Origin of the sequence: Termitidicoccus mucosus, assembly GCF_038725785.1 — a bacterium.
Lineage (GTDB): Bacteria > Verrucomicrobiota > Verrucomicrobiia > Opitutales > Opitutaceae > Termitidicoccus > Termitidicoccus mucosus.
In genome coordinates, this window is the sequence record NZ_CP109796.1 from 2,554,841 (window position 1) to 2,576,028 (window position 21,188).

Below are 21,188 nucleotides of genomic sequence, written 5' to 3' on the forward strand. Positions count from 1 at the left end.
CCATGAATTTCCGCATCGGCCACGGCTACGACATCCACCGCACGACCACCGCGCCCGGGCGCAAACTCGTCCTCGGCGGCGTGACGTTTCCCGAGGCGGGGTTCGGCCTCGACGGCCATTCCGACGCCGATTGCCTTACGCACGCCATCTGCGACGCGCTCCTCGGCGCGGCCGGGCTGCCCGACATCGGCCATTTCTTCCCCAACACGGACCCGGCCTACAAGGACATCGACTCGCAAGTCCTCCTCCGCCGCGTCACCGCCGCTCTCGCCGAACTCGGCTGGCGACCCGTCAACATCGACGCGTCCCTTATCGCCGAGCGCCCGAAAATCCAGCCGCGCCTCGCCGGGATGAAGGCCGCGCTCGCCGCCTCCACGGGGCTGCCCGTCGAGTGTGTCGGCCTCAAGGCCACCACCAACGAGGCGACCGACGAAATCGGCCGCGGGCTGGCCATCGCCGCCCACGCCGTCGCGCTTATTGAACGTGTTCCACCGCTTGAATAAGCGAAACCCGGTCCGCGGCGCCTTCCGCCCGGCCGCGTAAGCGCTCTCCCCCGCCCTTTCCCCGTTCGCATGCGCGGCGCGGCATTTGCTTTATGGCTCCTGCACCAAGCCGCCGCCACCCATGCCAATCCACGTCGCTCTCCACCACCGGACAGCCTACGCCTACGACCGGCCCATCTCGCTCGGCCCCCAAGTTATCCGCCTGCGCCCCGCGCCGCATTGCCGCACGCCGGTCACGGCCTATTCGCTGAAAATCGAACCCGCCGGCCACTTCATCAACTGGCAGCAGGACGCGTTCAGCAACTACCTCGCCCGCGTCGTCTTCCCGGAAAAAGTCACGCACTTCGATGTCACCGTCGATCTTGTCGCGGAGATGTCCGTTTACAATCCCTTCGACTTTTTCCTCGAACCCTACGCCGAGAAATTCCCCTTCGCCTACGAAAAAGCCCTCGCCGCCGAACTCGCCCCCTACCGCCGCAAAGGCCGCGCCACGCCGCGCCTGGCCGCGTTTGTCCAGTCCATCGACCTCACGCCGCGGCCGCCGATCGACTTCCTCGTCGCGCTCAACCAGCGCCTCTGCCGGGAAATCCGCTATGTCATCCGCATGCAGCCCGGCGTGCAGCCCCCCGAACGCACGCTCGCGCTCGCCAGCGGCTCCTGCCGCGACTCCGCGTGGCTGCTCGTGCAAATCCTCCGCCGCCTCGGCCTCGCCGCGCGCTTCGTATCCGGTTATCTGATACAGTTGCAGGCCGACGTGAAATCCCTCGACGGACCGTCGGGCGCGGAGCAGGACTTCACCGACCTGCACGCGTGGTGCGAGGTTTACCTGCCGGGCGCCGGCTGGGTGGGCCTTGACCCGACCTCCGGCCTGCTCGCGGGCGAAGGCCACATCCCGCTCGCGTGCTCGCCCGAGCCGACCAGCGCCGCGCCCATCACGGGCAGCCTTGAAAAGTGCAAGGTCAAGTTCGGCCACGAAATGTCCGTCGCGCGCATATCCGAGTCCCCTCGTGTCACGCGCCCCTACACCGGGGAGCAATGGGCCGCCATCGACGCGCTCGGCCGGCGCATCGACGACGACCTGAAAAAACACGACGTCCGCCTCACCATGGGCGGCGAACCGACGTTTGTGTCCATCGACGACCCCGACGGCCCCGAATGGAACTTCACCGCCGTGTCGCACAAGAAGCGCGTCCTCTCCGGCGCGCTCATCAAACGCCTGCGCAACAAATTCGCGCCCGGCTCGCTGCTCCACTACGGCCAGGGCAAATGGTATCCCGGGGAGCCGCTTCCGCGCTGGGCGCTCTCCGCCTACTGGCGCAAGGATGGCGTGCCCGTGTGGCGCGATGAGTCGCTCATCGCCGACGAGTCGCGCGACTACGGCCACGGCCCGCGCGAGGCGAAGGAGCTCGCCGCGCGCCTCGCGCGCGTGATGGGGCTCGACCCGAAGTATTTGATTTCCGGATACGAGGATGTCTTTTATTACGCGTGGCGCGAGCGCCGCCTGCCGTCGAATGTCTCCGGCGACGATCCGCGCCTGAAGGACCAGCAGGAGCGCGAACGCATCGCGCGCATTTTCCAGAAACAGCTCGGCGAAGCCGTCGGCTACGCGCTGCCCATCCGGCGCGCCACGCGCGGGGGCGTGGCCGGCTGGGAGTCGGGCCCGTGGTTCCTGCGCGACGACGACACGCTCTGGCTCATCCCCGGCGACTCGCCGATGGGCCTGCGCCTCCCGCTCGACTCGATTCCGTGGGTCGCCGAAAAGGATTACCCGTGGCAGTGGCCCGCGGACCCCATGCAGGAACTTCCCGGCCTGCCGCGCGCGTTTCCCTACGACGAGCGCGCCGCGCTGCTCGCCCGCGAGGCGAAACGCGGCGGCACGCATGCCGGCCAGCGTTTCCTGCGCGGCGCGCCCGACGCCATCGCGGGCGGTTTCGCGCAAGGCGCCGGCTTCGGCTCCGCCCCGCCCGCGCCGCAACTCCTCGAAGCCGAGCCCGAGGCGGCGCCCGACCTGCCGCCGCTGCCGCGGGAGTTCGACCCGGCGCGACGCCCGCTGCCCGGCGAAAGCGCCGCGCACATCATCCGCACCGCGCTCTGCGTGCAGCCGCGCGACGGCAGGCTGCACATCTTCATGCCGCCGGTCGCGCGCGCCGAGGATTACCTCGACCTTGTCGCCGGCATCGAAAGCACGGCCGCCGCGATGGGCACGCCCGTCATCATCGAGGGCGACCCGCCGCCGCGCGACCCGCGCCTGCAAAAACTCTCTGTCACGCCCGATCCCGGCGTGATCGAGGTCAACCTCCACCCGAGCGCCACGTGGGACGAGCTCGTTGACCGCACCGCCACGCTTTACGAGGAGGCGCGGCAGACGCGGCTCGGCACGGAAAAGTTCATGATCGACGGACGCCACAGCGGCACCGGCGGCGGCAACCACATCATCCTCGGCGGCGACTCGCCCGCCGACTCGCCCCTCCTGCGCCGCCCCGACCTGCTCCGCTCGCTCCTCGCCTACTGGCAGAACCATCCCTCGCTCAGCTACCTGTTCTCCGGCCTCTTCATCGGCCCGACCTCGCAGGCGCCGCGCGTGGACGAGGCGCGCAACGACAGCCTCTACGAACTCGGCATCGCGTTCGCCGAGCTCGACCGCCGGCTCGCCGCCGGGCGCGTGCCGCCGTGGCTGGTGGACCGCGTTTTCCGCAACCTCCTCACCGACGCCACCGGCAACACCCACCGCTCCGAGTTCAGCATCGACAAACTCTTCTCGCCCGACGGCACCGCCGGCCGGCTCGGCCTTGTGGAAATGCGCGCCTTCGAGATGCCGCCGCACGAGCGCATGAGCCTCGCGCAACATCTCCTGCTGCGCGGCCTCGTCGGAAAATTCTGGCGCGATCCCTACCGCAACAAACTCGTCCCGTGGGGCGGCGACATCCACGACCGCTGGCTGCTGCCGCATTTCTGCGAGACCGATTTCCGCGACGTGCTTCGCGACCTGCGCGGCGCCGGCTACGCCTTCGAGCCGGAGTGGTTCGCGCCGCATTTTGAATTTCGCTTCCCGCGCATCGGCGAGTTCGCGCAACGCGACATCCACGTCGAGTTGCGCACCGCGCTGGAACCCTGGCACGTGCTCGGCGAGGAGGCCGGCGGAGGCGGCACCGTGCGCTACGTGGACAGCTCGCTCGAACGCCTCCAGGTCAAGGCGCGCGGCCTCGTCGGCGAGCGGTTCGCGCTCGCCGTCAACGGCCGCCGCATCCCGCTCCACCCGACCGGCGTCAACGGCGAGGGCGTGGCCGGCGTGCGCTACCGCGCATGGCAGCCGCCGAGCTGCCTCCAGCCGACCATCGGCGTGCATTCGCCGCTGGTGTTCGACCTCGTGGACACGTGGAACGACCGCTCCCTCGGCGGGTGCACCTACCACGTCGCGCATCCCGGCGGCCGCAACTACGCGACGCTCCCGGTCAACTCCTACGAAGCCGAAAGCCGCCGCCTCGCGCGCTTCGCCGCCTTCGGCCACACGCCCGGTCGTGAGCCGGCCGCGACGCTCCACGACCTCCAGCCCGGCATGCCCTTCACCCTCGATCTCCGCACGCCGGAGCTGGCGTAGGTTTATATGAACCGCGAAGGCCGCGAAAAATAATCCGATGTATAAATCAACGCTTTCGCGTGCCTCCGCGTTTCGGCTGTTTAATATTATGATTTTGTTTTCAACCTCTTTTCACCCTTCGCATCCATTGCGGTTTATTCATTAAGCCCATACCCTTTCCGCCGGATGACCACCGCCCTCACACCGCCGACCGACTTTCTCGCCGCTTACGCGGAAAGGCCCGGTCACTTCGACGAATGCCGCGCGCCCGACGGTTCGCTGCGCCCCGCATGGGCCGAGTTTTTCAAACACCTCGGGCCCGATCCGGCCGAAGCCATCCGCGCCGCCGCCGAAGCGTGCCGGCGCGCCGTCCTCGAACAGGACGTGAGCATGAACGTTTATGCCGGCGACGAATCCAACGCGCACGTCTGGCCGCTCGACCCTATCCCGCTCCTGCTCGACGCCGGCGACTGGAGTCGCATCACCGCCGGGCTCAAACAGCGCGCCCGCCTCTTCAACGTCCTCCTCAACGACCTCTACGGCCCGCAAAACCTCCTGCGCTCCGGCCAGCTCCCCGCCGCGCTCGCGATGGCCAATCCCCACTACCTGCGCCCCTGCGCGGGCCTCGGCCGTCCCGCGTCCGGCGACGACGACGCCGCGCCGTTTCTTCACACCTACGCCGCCGATATCGCGCGCGCTCCCGACGGGCGCTGGTGGGTCATCGAGGACCGACTCGACGCGCCTTCCGGCCTCGGCTACTCGCTCCAAAATCGCATCATCACGCGCGAGGTGCTGCCCGGTGTTTTCCGCCGCGCTCCCGTCACGCGCCTGCATCGCTTTTTCCAGCACTTCCGCGCCTCGCTCGAAAATCTTGCCCGGGAAAACGCCCCCGCCGCCGCCGCGCCGCGCGTCGTCATCCTCTCCCCCGGCCCCGCCAACGAAACCTACTACGAGCACGCCTACCTCGCGCGCTACCTCGGCTACCCGCTCGTCGAAGGCGCGGACCTCGCCACGCGCGACGGCGGCGTGTTTCTCCGCACCGTCGGCGGACTCCGCCGCGTCGATGTCATCGTGCGCCGCGTCGATTCCGATTTCTGCGATCCGCTCGAACTCCAGGAAAACTCCCTGCTCGGCGTGCCCGGCCTCATCGACGCCGCCCGCTCGCGCACGGTTGTCATCGCGAATCTTCCCGGCGGACGCGCCTTCGAGACCACCGCGCTCCTCGCCTTCCTTGAGCCGCTCTGCCGCCATGTCCTCGGCGAACCGCTCGCCCTGCCCAGCGTCGCCACCTGGTGGTGCGGCCACGACGACGCCCGCGCCTATGTCCTCGAAAATCTCCACGGCCTCGTCATCAAGCCCGCCTTTCCCGCGCCCGGCGCCGCGCCGCTCCACTACGGCCCGGCGCTCTCCGACGACGCCCGCGCCGCCCTCGCCCGCGAGATTGAACTCCGTCCCTGGGCCTCGTGCGGGCAGGAGCGCGTGCTCCTCGGCACCACGCCCGGCCTCGATCCGGCCGAGGGCCGTCTCACCGCCATGCCCTTTATCGCCCGCATCCACCTCGCATGGCACGACGGCGACTACGAAGTCATGCCCGGCGGCCTCGCCCGCTGCAATGCCACCGGAGAGGACACCATTGTCTCGCTGCAAACCGGCTCCGTCGCCAAGGACATCTGGGTGCTCGCTCCGGCCCCGGCGCCGCCCGAGTTTCACTCGCCCGACGCCGGGTCCGTTTCCCCGCGCGTTCCGGCCTCCGGCGCCGGCCAGTCGTATCCGGTAAACGAATACTCCACACCCAGCCGGCTCGCCGACGATCTCTTCTGGCTCGGCCGTTATCTTGAGCGCTCCGGCCAGCTCGCGCGGCTCCTCGCCAGGCTGGAGCCGCTCCTGCGCGATGAAATCGTCACGCTCGACCCGTCCGTCGCCGACGACGCCGTGCGCCTCCTTTGCCACCTTCAGCAAATCCCCGCGCCGCCGCCCGACACCGCCGCTGAAAAAAGCGCCGCGCTCATCCGTCGCGCCGCCGCCGATCCCGCCCAGCCCGGCGGCCTTTCCGCCAACATGGCCCGCCTCGCCCGCAACCTCGAGGCCGTGAAATCCTGGCTCCCGCCCGAGGCCTGGCAGATTGCGCGCCGCCTCCGCGAACCCCGGCACGCGTCTGGCGGCGCCGCCGGCCTCCGCGCCCAACTGGCCGCGCTCGACGGGCTCCTGTCGGAAAACCTGCCGCGCAACACCGCCTGGCACTTCCTCGATCTCGGCCGCCGCATCGAGCGCGGCGCGTTCCATGCCGCGTCCGTCCTCCGCTGGCTCGTCACCGAAGGCGAAAACGCCCGCGGCCTCCATTACCAGGCCCTCCAGCTCCGCGCCGCCCTGGATGCGCTTCCCGCCCACCCCGCGCCGCGCGCCGTCGAGCAGCTTCGCGACCGCGCGCTCTACCATCTCAGCATCATCCGCCTCGCCGACATCACCGCCTTCGCTGCTCGTCCCTCAACCGCCGTTCCCTTCTGGCAGACGCTCACAAACCTCAACCACGACCTGGGCAACCGCCTCACCCAGATTTATTTCTCCCACGCCACAACGGCAAATGACGAATGATGCCGCGCGAGTTCTACAAATAGACCTTCCTCAAATCCGCCTCTCTTCTTCCGCAACCGACCATGCCGCGCTATCACATCACGCACACCACCACGTGGGAACACCCTGCGCCCGTCGCCGCCGCGTGGCAGATGCTCCGCCTTCAACCCCGCGACGACGCCGCCCAGCGTTGCCTCGCGTGGGATCTCCGCGTCACGCCGGTGCCAGCGCGCATCGCCACCCGGCACGATTCCTTCGGCAACCGCGCCCACATTTTCAGCCTCAGCGAACCGCATTCGCGGCTGGTCATACAGTCCTCCAGCGAAGTCATGCGCTCTTCCGGAATCGCGCCGGGATTCGATCTCACGCCGCCGCTCGCCGAAACCGTCCGCCGCACCGCCGCCGCCATCCGATCCGGCGCCGCCTACGAACTCGAACAATACCGCCACCCCACCCCGCTTGTTCCCTTTCTCCCCGAGGCCGCCGCGCTCGCCGCCGGGCTCGACCCGGAAAACACCCCCGTCCTCTCCTGGCTCGTCGCGCTCGGGGACAAATTCGCCCGCGATTACAAATTCGACCCCGCGGTCACGACCATCTCCACGCCGCTTGCCCGCGTCCTGCGCGCCCGGCGCGGCGTCTGCCAGGATTTCGCGCACCTGTTTCTCTCCTGCCTGCGCCAGCACGGCCTCGCCGCCGCCTACATCAGCGGTTACCTGCTCACCACGCCCCCGCCCGGATCCCCTCGCCTTCTCGGTGTGGACGCGATGCACGCATGGATTTCCATCAACATCCCCGACCTCGGCTGGGTCGATTACGATCCGACAAACCACGTCTTCGCCGCCGACACCCATATCACGGTCGCCCGCGGCCGGGATTACGCCGACATCACTCCCACCCGCGGCGTCTTCAGCGGAGCCGGCGCCCACGCCCTGGCCGTGGAGGTGACCGTGCTGCCTGCCGGCGAGTAGAGACCGCGCGCGAGCCCGCCCTCATGCCTGCGGCGACCGCAGGCTGGGTGTAACCCAATGTGATACCACCTGCCGGAATCTTTCCTCTTTATTCTTTATCTTTCTCTTTCGTCAGGAACGAGCAGGGAGAAAGACGAAAGATAAAGAGGAAAGAAGAAAGAGGAAATGACACAATTTTGGGTTACACCTCCGCATACTGCCATTTCAAAAACAGTCTTTCCAAAAAACGCGTTAAGCTAGACTCTGGCCCCATTTCCATGTCGTTCCATCATCCTCGGCTCCTGCATCGCCTCGGCAACGCGTTCGCGCTTGTCGTTTCCGCAGCCGGCATCCTGCTTCTCTCCTCCTGCGCCCCGCGCGAAACGGCCGTCGAACGCGGCAACCGCGAGCAAGTCCTCCATCGCGGCACCGGCCCTGAAATCGCCAGCCTCGACCCCCATTTGGCCACCGGCACCGCCGAGTACAACATCCTTTCCGCGCTTCTCGAGGGACTCGTCGCCGAGGATCCCAAAACCCTCGAACCCATTCCCGACGGCGTCGCCGAGAAATGGGAAATTTCCGCGGACGGCCTCACTTACACCTTCACTCTCCGCGCCGCCGCCCGCTGGTCAAACGGCCAGCCCGTCACCGCTCATGATTTCGTGGCCTCCTACCGCCGCATCCTCACCCCCGCCCTCGGCGCCGACTACGCGCCGCTCCTCTATGTCATTCAAAACGCGGAGGCCTGGCACAAAGGCCGGATCGCCGATTTCGCCGCCGTCGGCCTTGCCGCCCCCGACGCCCGCACCCTGCGCATCACCCTGGAGCACCCGTCCCCCCGCTTCCTCTCCATGCTGACCCACACCGCCTTCATGCCGGTGCATGTTCCCTCCATCGGGCAACACGGTCCCATTGACAGCCGCTCCACGCCTTGGGCCCGCCCCGGCCGCTTCGTTGGCAACGGCCCCTTCAACCTGGCCGAATGGCGCCCCGGCCAGAAGATCACGGCCGTCAAATCCTCCACTTACTGGGACGCCGCCCGCGTCCGCCTCCGCGAAATCCACTTCCACTTCACCGAAAACCGCGAGACCGAGGAACGCGCGTTCCGCACCGGGCAACTCCACCTCACCGAGGCGCTTCCTCCCGGCAAAATTGAAACCTACCGCGAAAACAACCCGTCGCTCCTGCGCATCGATCCCTACCTCGGCACCGAGTTCTACCGCATCAACACCGCCCGCCCCTTCCTCAACGACCATCGGGTCCGGCGCGCCCTCGCCCTTTCCATCGATCGCACCGCCATCACCGAAAAAATCCTCCGCGGCGGCCAGCTTCCCGCCCGGGCTTTCACCCCGCCCGGCACGGACGGTTATGCATCCGCCGCATGGATACCCGACGAACCCGCCACCGCCCGCCGCCTGCTTGCCGACGCCGGTTATCCCGGCGGCAAGGGCGCCCCGCCCGTCGAACTGCTCTTCAACACCTCCGAGAGCCACCGCGCCGTCGCCGAGGCCGTCCAGGAAATGTGGCGCCGCCAGCTCGGACTCGACGTGCGGCTCGTCAACCAGGAAAACAAGGTCGCGCAAGACGCCCGGCGCGGCGGCCAATACGAACTCATCCGCTCAGCCTGGATCGCCGATTACATCGACCCGCTCAGCTTCCTCGGCGTCTGGACGGCCGGCAGCGGCAACAACTACACCGGCTGGAGCGATTCCGCCTACGACCAAGCCCTCTTTCAGGCCGCCCGCACCGAGGACCCTGCCGCCCGCGCCGCCCTTCTCCAGAAAGCCGAGGCCATCCTCCTCGACGCCGCCCCCTGCATCCCGATCTATCACTACACCCACGTCTTTCTCATCCAGCCCGGCGTCAGGAACTGGCACCCCACCCTTCTCGATCACCATCCGTATAAACACGTCTGGCTCGAACCATGAATTCCCCCTCAATCCTCTTTCTCTTTCCTCTTTATCTTTATTCTTTCTCCCAAACGCAGCATTCCACCGCCATCCGGCAAAAGATAAAAATAAAGGGGAAATATAAAAGTTGAACAGAAGGCAATAAAGGGAACGAAGAAGACGTTTTCTTAGACAAAATGAACAGAATTAGTAATTTAATGAATATTATTATGTCAATTTTTACCCATTCTGTTCATAGCAGACTGTCGCTTCGCTCTGAACTGTCTAAAAACAATAATGCTTTCTTCATTACCTTGGCTTCCTTCTGTTCAAAAAATGTATTTTCATATCCTCCCTAAAAAGAAATAAAATCCACCGCCGCCTTTCACACTCTTCCTTTCAGCTCTTTTCACCATGTCCGCCCTCCTCCTCTGCATAGATCTCCAGCCCATTTTCCTCAAGGCGATGCCCGACGCCGGACGCCTGCTCGGCCGCTGCCATTTCGCCATCGAAGCCGCGCGCCTGCTCGACATTCCCGTCGCCTTCACCGAACAGGCGCCGCAAAAACTCGGCCCCACCGCCCCCGACACCCTCGCGCGCGCCGGCGCGGACCCCGTGCAATACGCCAAAACCACCTTCTCCGCCCTCGCCGACGACGCCATCCGCGAGTCGATCCAATCCCAAGGCATCGAGCATCTCATTCTCTGCGGGCTGGAAACCTCCATCTGCGTATATCAAACCGCGATCAACGCCATCAACGCCGACCTCCAGGTCACGCTGCTCACCGACTGCCTAAGCGCCCGCCGCCCCGACGATGCCGCCGCCGCGCTCGACGCGCTCAAACGCCTCGGCGCCTACGCCCTCCCCTCCGAGACTATATTCTATTCCCTCCTGCACGACATCAAGCATCCCGCCTTCAAATCCTTCACGACCCTCGTCAAACAATACGCCTGAGCCGCGGCGGAATTTATTGCCCCCAATAAATAAGCCAAACCTTGCTGGCGATGCTCTATTTAGAGCATTTTAAGTAAAACTATAGCCGGCATTTATCGGTAGGGAGGCCTCTCCGAGGCCTCCGCAACCACGCCCCGAATACCTATGAACTTAGCAATTTTTCATCACGTCCGACGGAGGTATCGGAGAGGCCTCCCTACCGGCGCTTTCGCGCCATCTCTAATGCGACAGAATAAACGAAAACCGCTCTAATTCTACTTTGTTAAGCTGAAGCATTCCTTGTTCAATGAGCGCCAAAGGTGCTGCTCTTTGCAGACATGGTTTCCATCTTAACAAAGTAAAACTATAACGCCCCGGAAAAAATGGCGCTTAGACAAAATCCGTTGTCGTTATAGTATTTTCTCTCAACATTGGCCCAAATGGTAGGGCGAGGCGTCCCGCCGAGCCGCGGCTCAGCCGGAGGCTTCGCCTCACCGTCCGCCCTTGCCGGTGAGTATGACATGCACGGTCCGGATCACGATGGTGGCGTCGAGCAGGAACGAAAAATGGCGGATATAGTAGAGATCGTATTCGAGCTTGCGCAGCGTGTCGTCGAGGCTGGCGCCGTAGGGATAATTGATTTGCGCCCAGCCAGTGATGCCGGGCCGGACGAGATGGCGGAAATGATAGCACTTGATGCTGTGCTCGTAATCGGCCACGAGCACATCCCATTCGGCGCGCGGGCCGATCATGCTCATGTCGCCCTTGAGCACGTTCCACAACTGCGGGAGTTCGTCGAGGCGGCTGGAGCGCAGGAAACGGCCGATGCGGGTGACGCGGCTGTCGTTTTTTGCCGTATAATTGCCGCCCCCTCCGGGCGAGCTTCCGCCTTTCGGGCCGGGGCGCATGGTGCGCAGTTTGTAGAGCGTGAAAGGCACGCGGTTGCGGCCGATGCGCTGTTGCCTGAAAAATACGGGTCCGCCGTCCTCCCGTTTGATGGCGATGGCGGCGATGGCGATAAGGGGGGCGGCGAGGATGAGGATGAACAGCGAGAGGACGATGTCGCTGAGGCGCTTGAGTTGATTGGACACCGGGACGCGCGCCAGTCTGAACCCTTCCTGGAAAAGCCAGATGGCGTTGAGCCGGTAGAGGGGAATCTTGCGCGAGTAAAGCTGGTGAAACAGCTCCAGCGTGTAGGTCGGCACGCCTTTGAAATAAAGTTCCGTCAGGTGCCGCAACACGTCGGGCGAGAGCGCGCACCCGTTTTCGTACAGGACGACGGCTTCGACATCGAGACGACCGGAGGAGATGTCGGCGAGGAGGTCGTCTAGGAGCGGACGTCCGTCATCGGGACTGTCGTTGGGTCCGAGGCGCGCATAGAGGATATCCAAATCGAGTTGCAGGCGGGCAGTCTCCCTGGAGATGACATCCTTGGCCCCGGCATAGACGACGCGACGCCTGGAGCGGACGCGCCGGAGCCTGGAACAGAGAAGCCTGCGGATGAACAGCGTGGCCGGGGCGATGGCGAGAAAGGAAAGACCCACGACGGCGCGGCTTTGCTGCAACGGATAAACACCGGGTACAAAGACGAAGGTGACCAGGAGCAGCGCGATGGCGGCGGCGAAACAGGCGAGGAAGTGCAGGCTGAAGTAGTCGGCGGAGACAAAATTCGTGCGCGGATTGTATCCATCGATCAGATGCAGCGCGACGAACAACAGCAGGAACGGCACCAGCAGGGGCCAGAGCAATGGAGCCTGCCACTGGGCGATGCCACGCAGGATGGCCACGAGATTGATGCAGAAAAACACCGCGAGGCAGTCGCCAAGGGCCAGCGCGGGCTTGAGGAATCGGAGTTGTCTCATGTTATGAGCTGGAGGAAAGGGGGGTGAGAGGACAGGGCGTCCGGCGCCGGGGAGCGTGGAAGGTCCGGGAAGCGCACGCGTCTCGCGTGCTCGTTTGGAACTCCTGAAAATTCTTTTTAACCGCGAAGGACGCGGAGGGCGCGAAGCAACCAGGATTCGGATCAAATTCTCAATCGATTTGAATTCAGTGAAACTCTCCGGAGTTCAGGGGCATCATTAAACAGCGGGGGGGATTCATCCTGGCGGCAAGCCTCGAGGTCTTCTCTCCTCCAGTGGATAAATTATAAAAAACTCAATGATTCTATTTCCAAACATGGTCCGACGCTATTTTCGATGAAAAGTCCGGTTGTTTTAGTCACAGAGTTCACGGAGCGCGGACACAGAGGACACGAAGGAAGTTCAAAATCAAACCTCTGTGGAGAATGGCGCTAAGATAAGGGCTGTTGCCGTCAAAAAGCACGCTTGCGCAAGGAGGGGCGGCGTCCCGCCGCCCGACACGCGGAACGCGTGCCCATCGTGCCTCGATGAACCGCGCGCAAACGGGCGAGGCTTCCGCCTCGTCCGGCGGCGGGACGCCGCCGCTCCTTGCGCAAGCGTCTCTCTTATCTAAGCGCCATTCACCTCTGTGGACTCTGTGTCGGAGCTCTGCGTGCTCTGTGACTTGGTTTTGCTTCTTTGCCATGAAAAACTGCCATTCAAAATAGCGACGAACCATTCTTCTGATCTTCGCACCCTTCGCGTCCTTCGCGGTTAATTTTTGGGACCTCCCGTAATCAGTTACGAACCAAGCAAAACCTTTTCTTTTCCTTCTTTCTCCGTGTCTTTGTGCCTCTGTGGTTGATCCTCATTGTCTTCCATTTGTTCGGGCAGGCGCAGGGCCTCCTCCCATGCGTCGAGCGCGGACGGAAGGTCGTGGGTGCGGGCGAAGGCGAGGGCGGCTCGGGCGGCGTCCTCGCAGACGGCGGGAGTTTCGATCCAGTGATGCAGGGTCTGGACAAAACGGGCGGTATCGTCGGGCGAGGCCGCGATGCCGAGCCGATGGTCCGTGACCTGGCGGGCGAGTTCGCCGTCCGGGGGGCCGGCAAAAAGCACGGGACGGCCAACGGCGGCGATGCCGTAGAGTTTGCTGGGAAAGACGAGGCTTCCGCAACTGCCACGCAGCGTCACCCAGTGGGCGTCGGCGGCAGCCAGCGAGGCGGCGAGGTGCTGCCGCGATTCGTGCGGACGAAAGACGACGTTCTCCAGACCGCGGGCCGCGACCGCACGTTGCAGTTGAGATTTGCGCGCGCCTTCACCGATGAAGACGAACGCAAAACGCGAATCGCGGCGCAGCGCCTCTGCCACGCGCAGGCAGACATCGAGATCGTGCACACGGCCGAGGTTGCCGGAGTAGGCGACGATAAAACGGCCTCCGAGCCCCCATCGCGCGCGCATGGCGGCGGTGTCCTCCGGAGGCGATGGCGCGAGCCCGGAGGGAGCCCAGTTGGGGATGACCGTGAGACGGTCGGCAGACACGCCGCGGGCGCGGAGCAACGCGGCCATGTCCCCGCCCAGAGTCACGCAGCGGGCGGCATCGCGCCATGCGCGGTCGCGGCGCAGGCGAAGCAGGGCGACAAGCGGAAGCGCGGGCCAGCCGCCGCCGGCGGCGGCAAGGAGTTCGGGATAGATGTCCTGCACCCAGTGAACGAGCCGGGCACCGCTCGCGCGGCAGGCCTGCGCGGCGGTCACCCCCACCAGCGGCGGATCGGTGAGCGCGACGACGGTATCGTCGGAATTCAGCATGCCGGAAAGCCGACGGCTCGCGGCGACGTGAAAGGCGAGAAACTCCGTGATCCGGGCGAAACCGCGTCGGCGGGCGGGTGTAGCGATGCGGTGGATACGAACGCCGTTGTGCGTTTCGTCCCCCGGCAGCGAGGCGTCATGCCGCGAGGTGACGACGCGGACGGCGTGCCCGCGTGCGACCAGCCCTTCGGCGAGGTCGGTGAGAAGCTGCCCGGTGGCCGTCGTGGACGGATGGTAAAACCGGTTGAGGAAAACGATCATGCTGATTGGCTCCTCGCCATTTTGAATGACTGGGAAGATACATTTAACCACGGAGGGAGAGTTATTAACCGCAAAGGGCGCGAAGAAGGAATGAAAGCCTTCCAGCTCTTCGCATCCTTCGCGTCCTTCGCGGTTAATAATAAAATCTCTTTCATGGCTCCTTGCCCTCTGTGCCTCTGTGGCTAAAAGCGTGTGGATATGGGGTGCGGCACCGGTTAAGGAGGCGAATGCCTCCCGATTTATCGAGCCGGACGAAGCCGTGCCGGACTCCCATAGGCGGCCATTCCTTCGGGGACATCCCTGACCACGACCGCGCCTGCTCCGATCACCACATCCGGCCCAGCCGTTACTCCGGGACCGATGAACGCCCTTGCGGCAACCCAGCTCCGGTCACCTATGGAGATGGGCGCGGTGATGAGATCGAAGGTGTCTTTCCGATGGTCGTGAGATCCTGTGCAGAAAAAGGCCCCTTGGGAAATGCACACATGCGAACCGATTTTCACCCGGTCGAGACTGAGAATGAAAACATCGTCGCCAATCCAGACATGATCGCCGATTTCCAGCCGCCAAGGGAAGGTAATATTCACCCGGCTGCGGATCACCACCTTCCGTCCCACTTTCGCGCCGAAGACGCGCAGCACCGCCACCTTCATGGAGGAGGGCAACGGGAACCACGGGGCGAACAGGAGGCTGCGCACAATCCACCACAGGACTTCTTTCCAGCGGGGCGCTCCCCGGTGGAATTCCGGATTCCGAAAACGGGAAAAATCGATCATGGTCAAAACTTCACGATCCGGAAAAATCCGGATCCTCTGGCAACGCCGCCATCGCTTCACAGGGCTTGTATTGAACCTTCATTCAGCAGTTTGAATCACTCATCCACACCCTGCTTCGCGATGTCCTTGAGAGAGATTGTCCAAGACGACAATCCGCGCATCCGTGCCCTCCAGATGGCGAACGGCGTGGCAACCGATATGGCCGGCTCCGCCAGTGATGGTATTTTTGCGGGAAGGGATGATTTAGGTTAGGCCACAAGCCCGAACCGGATTTCAAAATCCATCATTCGTTTTTACGAAACATCAGGACCATTGACTTTGCCAATACCGGGAAACGCCCCACGCGCAGAACCTTTTCGAGAACCAATCCTTGTTCAGCGAACAAAGTTGTCAGGGTTTTTATCGACCAGAATTTGATATGTCCGTGGTCCCACAAAGCGGTGAAATGCGCGTCAAGTTTGCCACTAAGAGCCAGCGCGAGGTTTTTGAAGTATCCGTGATAAGGCGTGCTGATGATTGCGAAGCCACCCGGTTCCAAAAGATCATGGACGCAACGTGCATACTTCCTGGGTGAATACACATGTTCAACAACCTCCAGGGAAACTACAACGGGAAAGGTTCCGTAATGCGAAGCCAGATCCTCATAGGCACTGCCCAATTCCAAGCGCATTATTGGATCCTCTTGTTTCGCAATCTCAATGCCGGTTTCCGATGGATCGACCCCGGTCACCTCGAAGCCATGCCCCTTCAAATGGCGGGCGGAAGAGCCATTTCCGCAGCCCAAATCGAACACTCGCCGTCCCCTCCCCCGCAGAAGCTCCCGCCTCACCGACGCCCATAAATAGGCATGAGTGTGGGATGCGTCGGCCCGGGTGTAAGCATAGTCGGTGGCGATTTCTTCATTCATGGTGAATTTGATTCTGGCTGGGAGCTTTCCAGGCGAAGGCGATTTCACTCTCCGAGGGATCGATATCGGTCACCCTATGGCCTCGTTTCTTCAGGTGCCTGGCCAAGGCGTCATTCCCGCATCCGAGATCAAAAACCCGGCTCGATCGGTCCAAGCAATCGCTCGACCGATTTCCATAAATACGCGTGCGTATGAGACGGATCTACTTCGGCGTAATGATATCCTGTGGCAATTTCCTCGGTCATGGGCAGTGTTGGTGTGCTCTTGCCGAAAATTGTCCTTTAACGCAAAATCCCTTGGATCGTCGAGGCACCCAACGATCTCGCAATCTAATTGAAGCGCGCTCAACCATCCAATAGAAAGCTCCGCCAGAAAAGACTATCAAAACTATCGCCAGCGGAAAGTAGACTGGCCAAAATTCATTGGGAATTTTCTGCACGATAATTCGAGCCACATGGATCATCAACGCATGAGTCAGATAAACTGAATATGAAGCCAGGGCAATTAAATAAACAATCCGAGATGTTGCCAGTCGCCCCGGTTTCCTACCTTGGAGAAAAAACAATAGTAATGCCAACGTCCAAGCCAGAGCTGAAAACCCCAAACAATACACCAACCATGATCCAGCGATTACAGCAAATATAAAACCAATGCCAATCGCAATACTTCCCCATAAGGCCACTGGCGAATCTCTGAGCCACACTGCCGGATGAGCAATAGCCAGACGTGAAAGCCAAAACCCCAACAGCAACCCTTCCATGCGTAAATGCGTAGCAGTCAATTCAAAACCAAACACCGGCACCCTTCCTTCCACGTGAGTTATATAATATACGATCCGACAAACCAGAGGAATCAGCAGAAGAGAAATAAAGAATATCGATAAAAATTTGCCTCGCCCCAGAAACGGTATCGAAATAAGAGGTACGAAAAGATAAAAGTGCTCCTCTATGCAAAGCGACCAACTGACTAAAAAGAAGGGAATGTTATCATAATAATTTTGAATAAAAATAAGATATCCCAAGTCAAACGGTTCTTCGCGCGACATCCATACTGCCAACCATGATAATAAGAGGGCAATCAAATAGGGAGGAATAGTTCTCAACCACCGGCGCAACCAGAATCTACCTATATCGATATTACCAAATTTATTATACTCCTTCCAATAAAGACCGCCAATTAGCCATCCACTCAAAACAAAAAATAAATCAACTCCATATTGTCCAAACGACGCCACGTTCATGAGCCTCGTCAACGGGACAGGTGACATTTGACAGACATGAAAAAAGACAACAGCGACTATTGCCGCAGCTCGTAGCAAATCAAGATTTGCATTACGCCTATTGGAGGCATCGGAAATATCACCGTCAAAAGGACCATCTTTCATGAGATCAACCTCTTTTCATTTCGGCACGATTAATATCAGACACGAATTTTCTACTGATCAGCTCCAGCGAGAGCAACAACTCAGCGTAGGTTCGTTGAAAAACATAATAAAGCCCCGGCCAGCCATCGAGGATCAGGCGTTTAACAAAGAGCGTGTAAAAAAACATGGCGGGCGCGGCCGGCCAGATTTTCTTGCGCAACCGGTCCGGCCAGCCCGATGGCCGTGGCTCCGAGAGCAACTTTTCCGCCTCCAGCGCAGCATATTTCCGTTGGGAATCAAGCCAGCGCGACAAGGACTTTCGGTCGTCGTGATCGATCGGAATTTCCGCATTGCTGATCGCTCCCTGCACATCCACCCGATGCCCGTGCCCATCATCCCTATAACGAGCTTTCTTGTGTTGGTAGAGCACCGTCCTTCGCGGATACAAAGTTGCTCTCAACGGAGAGCCATACACGCAATAACGAAACGGAAAGCAATATCCGTCCGCCTTCTCCGAAAGCTTTTCGACATATGTAGAAAAAAAATTTGCAACAATATAATCCGCATCCATCGAAAGAACCCATTTCGTTCTGATCTGCTCCAAACCAAAATTACACTGTCCCGCGAAGGAATCGAACCCCCGCTTCACCACCTCCACCTGCGGAAACTCGGCCGCGATGGCCAGCGTCCCGTCCGTGCTTCCGCTATCCACCACCACGATGCGAGTCGCCCAACGCAGCCGCTCCAGGCAACGGCGCAGGTTCGGCTCCTCGTTCCAAGTCAGGATCAGGGGCGTGATGTCGGCCAGATTCATATTTTCCCGGAATCTTCAATGATTCGTGTATAAAGTCCCACCAGGCGTTGTCCCATTGCCTCCAGACTGTATTCCTTCAAGGCAAACCTGCGGGCTGCAATCCCAAGCGCTTGCCGGCGCGCGGCGTCCTGCAACAACGCCCGCAACCCTTCCCGAATGTTCCCTTCGTCCGGTGCCGTCAGCACACAGCCGCCCGCCTTCACCGCCTCCTGCGCCACCGCGACCCCTTCGCCCAGCAGGCACGGCAATCCCGCGCCCATCGCCTCCACGGCGGCAATGCCGAAATTTTCCGAAAACGAAGGCAGCACATACACTCCGGCCTCGCGAAACCGGCGTTCCTTCACCTCTCCTTCGATCCGCCCCAGCCACTCGACACGTTCTCCGAGTTTCAGGCTTTCCGCCAGAGCGTGCATCTGCCGCACGTAACCCACGTCCCCATCTCCCGCCATCATCAGTTTCCAGTCGCGAAATTCGGCCATCAGACCTGCCCAGGCCTTGAGTAACCCTTCGATGTTTTTTTTGGGATCGATTCGTGAAAGATACAAAATCCACGGCTTCCTTGCCGCGAAATCCGCCGCTGTCTCCGGTACATCCACCCCCAACGGGATCACGGCAGACCGCAGCGGCACGCCGAGGCTCTCCGCCTCCTCCCGCTCTGCCTCGCTGGTGAAATGTACCGCCGCCGCATCGCGAAGCAAGGGGCTCTCCAGCCAGCGAAAGGACAACCGCTTCAGTCGCGCGCGTCGCCGGGTCATGCCATAATGGTTGAGCACTCCGAGCGGGCGGATCACATACGGCACGCCTGCCCGCCGTGCCGCCCGAGCCGCCGCCAGACTGGTATGGGAAAACAGAGCATGGACATGCACCAGATCGTAACTCTTCACTTCGCACCGCACCCATTTTCCCAAAGCCGGGGAGACCTTGTAGAATTCCGTCCGCTTCCGGAAATATCGGCGAACCACACCATTTTCTGTCAATGCTGTTACCGGGGGCTTGCCATTCCGCCGTCCCGGCCCGTCGTCGTCCGTTGTAACCGTTTCCACGATCACGCCCGCAGCAGACAAGGCACGCTCCATCAAAGGCAGAGCCGCACTCGGTCCCCCGTGAACCGGAGAAAGAGAGGGTATGATGTGGAGGATACGCATGGGAAGATAGAGCAAAAGGACAGGTCAAAAAACACAGGCAACACGGGCCTCCTTGGAGATTCAGTCACGCGCTGCCCCGAACGACCGTAGCTGTTGCAAGGCCGCCGCCACCGCCCAGGTGCGATACCAAGTCTCCAACTGTACGGGCGACTGCCTCTTCGCATCGGCCAGCAATTCCCCGAATCGCCCCTCTATCCATTGCTGAAAAGGAAACCGGAAACCCCGCTTCGGCTGATTTATTACCCACTCCGGCACCTCCGGCACCGCTTCCAGAAGCAACTTTTTCCCCTTCCGCAGCCGGATTTCCGGCGGAATGTTCCGCAGCATTTCCGCGAGCCGGACATCCACCAGCGGCACCCGCAATTCCAATCCGTGAGCCATGGAGAACACATCGCTGTCCCGCAGCAGTTGGTTTCGCATGTAGCGCGTCACCTCCAGCACACTCACCGCCTCGCGGGGGTGGACGGGCAGCGACAAGGATTCCTGGAAAGCGGATCGCAACGCTCTGTCAGTGAATATCTTAGTTATCGCCCCAGCCTCTTCGTCGGTGAAAATCCCCCGCTGGGCATGATACGCCTCCAGCCAGGACCCGCCGCCGCGCAAGAACGCCGCCAAGCGCTGCCACGGCGTGCCCGCCGGACGCGTTTCCAGCAACCGCGCCGCCAGCGGCCGCAGCGGACCGGACAGGCGATGAGCCAGCCGGAAGCGCGGTAACCGGCCGAACGACCTATAGCCCGCAAACCATTCGTCTCCTCCCAGGCCGGACAGGACTACTTTTATCCCCTCCCGATGCGCCAACTTCGACACACACCAAGTATTGAACCCGTCGATCGAGGGCTGATCCATCGCCTCCAGAAAGGCCGGGATTTCCGCGGCGCCTTCATCCGCTGTCATTTTCCACTCCGTATGCCGCGCGCCGAAATGCTCCGCCGTGCGCCGGGCGATTCCCGATTCATCATAGGCCGGATCTTCGAATCCGATCGAAAACGTACGGATATCCGCTCCCGCGCCCATCACCTCGCGCGCCAGCGCCAGCACCACCGTCGAGTCGATCCCTCCCGACAGGAAGATCCCCACCGGCACATCGCTCACCAGATGCCGCCGCATGCTTTCCAAGAGCGCCTCCCGCACCACTCCCGCCCACTGCCTCATACCCCCTGCCTCCTGCCTCCCGCCGCCCGCCTCTTGCCATGCTTCCAGCGTCGCCTTTCCGTTCTTCCAGCGTAGCAGATGTCCAGCCGGTATCTGCCGCACCGCCGCACTCAGCGTTGCCGGTTCCGGCACGCTGCCCCAGAGAAAGTAGTCACGCAGCGCGTTTCCATCCATCCTATCGTCCGCACGCTGCAATAAACGCACTTCCGAAGCAAAAGCCAGTGTCCCTCCATCCGCCCGATAATAGAGCGGCTTGATCCCAAAAGCATCCCGCGCCAACAGCGCCTCTCCCGTCTTTTCGTCCCAAAAGCAGAACGCGAACATCCCCGCCAACTTCGACAGGCATGCTTCACCCTCGCGTACCAACAAGCATAGCAATACCTCCGTATCCGAATCGCTGACAAAACGTTCTCCTTCCGCCTCCAGCTTCGCTCGCAGTTCGCGGAAATTATAAATCTCCCCATTGAAGGCCAGCACCGCCGCCCGTCGCCCGCCCTCTGCCTCCTGCCCCCTGCCTCTCTCCATCGGCTGCGCTCCGGCCTCGCTCAAATCCAGAATCGCCAGCCTCGTGTGCACCAGCGTCGCCCGCTCGCTCTGCCACACACCAGAACCATCCGGCCCGCGCCGAAGCAAGCCCTTGCGGAAAGCCTCCGCATCCCAGCCCGCCTCAGGGCCAATCCATCCTGCAATGCCACACATAATCAAT

General features: G+C 62.1%; 16 protein-coding genes. 6 read left to right on the plus strand and 10 right to left on the minus strand.

Annotated features, from left to right (window positions below; translation table 11 throughout):
* Positions 1-2 precede the first annotated feature (2 nt).
* The 6 genes from ispF to OH491_RS08750 all read left to right on the plus strand — a co-directional run bounded on the left by ispF (position 3) and on the right by OH491_RS08750 (position 10,441).
* On the plus strand, positions 3-503 hold the full coding sequence (gene ispF, locus OH491_RS08725) for a 2-C-methyl-D-erythritol 2,4-cyclodiphosphate synthase (RefSeq protein ID WP_068772145.1): 501 nt from the start codon (positions 3-5) through the stop codon (positions 501-503).
* A 121-nt stretch (positions 504-624) separates the two neighbouring features.
* Positions 625-4,101, plus strand: a complete 3,477-nt coding sequence (locus OH491_RS08730) for a DUF2126 domain-containing protein (RefSeq protein ID WP_068772144.1) — start codon at positions 625-627, stop codon at positions 4,099-4,101.
* Between the two features lie 165 nt (positions 4,102-4,266).
* Positions 4,267-6,672 (plus strand): circularly permuted type 2 ATP-grasp protein, encoded by a 2,406-nt coding sequence (locus tag OH491_RS08735; protein ID WP_342750979.1) that lies wholly within the window; start codon positions 4,267-4,269, stop codon positions 6,670-6,672.
* Between the two features lie 62 nt (positions 6,673-6,734).
* Positions 6,735-7,619, plus strand: a complete 885-nt coding sequence (locus OH491_RS08740) for a transglutaminase family protein (RefSeq protein ID WP_068772142.1) — start codon at positions 6,735-6,737, stop codon at positions 7,617-7,619.
* Between the two features lie 257 nt (positions 7,620-7,876).
* Positions 7,877-9,526, plus strand: a complete 1,650-nt coding sequence (locus tag OH491_RS08745; RefSeq protein WP_084442517.1) for a peptide ABC transporter substrate-binding protein — start codon at positions 7,877-7,879, stop codon at positions 9,524-9,526.
* A gap of 375 nt (positions 9,527-9,901) precedes the next feature.
* Entirely contained in the window at positions 9,902-10,441 is a 540-nt protein-coding gene (locus tag OH491_RS08750) for an isochorismatase family protein (RefSeq protein WP_068772141.1), read from the plus strand.
* A gap of 470 nt (positions 10,442-10,911) precedes the next feature.
* Here OH491_RS08750 and OH491_RS08755 read toward each other — a convergent pair whose 3' ends face one another.
* The 10 genes from OH491_RS08755 to asnB all read right to left on the minus strand — a co-directional run bounded on the left by OH491_RS08755 (position 10,912) and on the right by asnB (position 21,181).
* Entirely contained in the window at positions 10,912-12,282 is a 1,371-nt protein-coding gene (locus OH491_RS08755; protein ID WP_068772140.1) for a sugar transferase, read from the minus strand.
* 777 nt (positions 12,283-13,059) lie between these two features.
* Positions 13,060-14,325, minus strand: a complete 1,266-nt coding sequence (locus tag OH491_RS08760) for a glycosyltransferase family 4 protein (RefSeq protein WP_068772139.1) — start codon at positions 14,323-14,325, stop codon at positions 13,060-13,062.
* Between the two features lie 239 nt (positions 14,326-14,564).
* Positions 14,565-15,101 (minus strand): WcaF family extracellular polysaccharide biosynthesis acetyltransferase, encoded by a 537-nt coding sequence (locus tag OH491_RS08765; protein ID WP_068772138.1) that lies wholly within the window; start codon positions 15,099-15,101, stop codon positions 14,565-14,567.
* A 99-nt stretch (positions 15,102-15,200) separates the two neighbouring features.
* Entirely contained in the window at positions 15,201-15,344 is a 144-nt protein-coding gene (locus tag OH491_RS08770) for an NAD-dependent epimerase/dehydratase family protein (protein WP_342751079.1), read from the minus strand.
* A gap of 40 nt (positions 15,345-15,384) precedes the next feature.
* On the minus strand, positions 15,385-16,008 hold the full coding sequence (locus tag OH491_RS08775) for a class I SAM-dependent methyltransferase (RefSeq protein ID WP_068772137.1): 624 nt from the start codon (positions 16,006-16,008) through the stop codon (positions 15,385-15,387).
* Positions 16,001-16,162, minus strand: a complete 162-nt coding sequence (locus OH491_RS08780) for a class I SAM-dependent methyltransferase (RefSeq protein ID WP_342750980.1) — start codon at positions 16,160-16,162, stop codon at positions 16,001-16,003. Before OH491_RS08780 ends, OH491_RS08775 begins: the two co-directional genes overlap by 8 nt.
* An 87-nt stretch (positions 16,163-16,249) precedes the next feature.
* The gene (locus OH491_RS08785) at positions 16,250-17,392 is read right to left on the minus strand and encodes an acyltransferase (RefSeq protein WP_342750981.1); all 1,143 of its coding nucleotides are present in this window, start codon (positions 17,390-17,392) and stop codon (positions 16,250-16,252) included.
* Between the two features lie 4 nt (positions 17,393-17,396).
* Positions 17,397-18,185, minus strand: coding sequence for a glycosyltransferase family 2 protein (locus tag OH491_RS08790; protein WP_068772136.1), 789 nt, complete (start codon positions 18,183-18,185; stop codon positions 17,397-17,399).
* On the minus strand, positions 18,182-19,330 hold the full coding sequence (locus tag OH491_RS08795; RefSeq protein ID WP_068772135.1) for a glycosyltransferase: 1,149 nt from the start codon (positions 19,328-19,330) through the stop codon (positions 18,182-18,184). Before OH491_RS08795 ends, OH491_RS08790 begins: the two co-directional genes overlap by 4 nt.
* Before the next feature lie 60 nt (positions 19,331-19,390).
* A complete protein-coding gene (gene asnB, locus OH491_RS08800; protein WP_068772134.1) occupies positions 19,391-21,181 on the minus strand; it encodes an asparagine synthase (glutamine-hydrolyzing) in 1,791 nt (596 codons plus the stop codon).
* Between the last annotated feature and the right edge of the window lie 7 nt (positions 21,182-21,188).

What these genes read in the sequence shown, in the direction of transcription:
- ispF (WP_068772145.1), top strand. Translation starts at nt 3, where the DNA reads ATGAATTTCCGCATCGGCCACGGCTACGACATCCACCGCACGACCACC.
- OH491_RS08730 (WP_068772144.1), top strand. Translation starts at nt 625, where the DNA reads ATGCCAATCCACGTCGCTCTCCACCACCGGACAGCCTACGCCTACGAC.
- OH491_RS08735 (WP_342750979.1), top strand. Translation starts at nt 4,267, where the DNA reads ATGACCACCGCCCTCACACCGCCGACCGACTTTCTCGCCGCTTACGCG.
- OH491_RS08740 (WP_068772142.1), top strand. Translation starts at nt 6,735, where the DNA reads ATGCCGCGCTATCACATCACGCACACCACCACGTGGGAACACCCTGCG.
- OH491_RS08745 (WP_084442517.1), top strand. Translation starts at nt 7,877, where the DNA reads ATGTCGTTCCATCATCCTCGGCTCCTGCATCGCCTCGGCAACGCGTTC.
- OH491_RS08750 (WP_068772141.1), top strand. Translation starts at nt 9,902, where the DNA reads ATGTCCGCCCTCCTCCTCTGCATAGATCTCCAGCCCATTTTCCTCAAG.
- OH491_RS08755 (WP_068772140.1), bottom strand. Translation starts at nt 12,282, where the DNA reads ATGAGACAACTCCGATTCCTCAAGCCCGCGCTGGCCCTTGGCGACTGC.
- OH491_RS08760 (WP_068772139.1), bottom strand. Translation starts at nt 14,325, where the DNA reads ATGATCGTTTTCCTCAACCGGTTTTACCATCCGTCCACGACGGCCACC.
- OH491_RS08765 (WP_068772138.1), bottom strand. Translation starts at nt 15,101, where the DNA reads ATGATCGATTTTTCCCGTTTTCGGAATCCGGAATTCCACCGGGGAGCG.
- OH491_RS08775 (WP_068772137.1), bottom strand. Translation starts at nt 16,008, where the DNA reads ATGAATGAAGAAATCGCCACCGACTATGCTTACACCCGGGCCGACGCA.
- OH491_RS08785 (WP_342750981.1), bottom strand. Translation starts at nt 17,392, where the DNA reads ATGAAAGATGGTCCTTTTGACGGTGATATTTCCGATGCCTCCAATAGG.
- OH491_RS08790 (WP_068772136.1), bottom strand. Translation starts at nt 18,185, where the DNA reads ATGAATCTGGCCGACATCACGCCCCTGATCCTGACTTGGAACGAGGAG.
- OH491_RS08795 (WP_068772135.1), bottom strand. Translation starts at nt 19,330, where the DNA reads ATGCGTATCCTCCACATCATACCCTCTCTTTCTCCGGTTCACGGGGGA.
- asnB (WP_068772134.1), bottom strand. Translation starts at nt 21,181, where the DNA reads ATGTGTGGCATTGCAGGATGGATTGGCCCTGAGGCGGGCTGGGATGCG.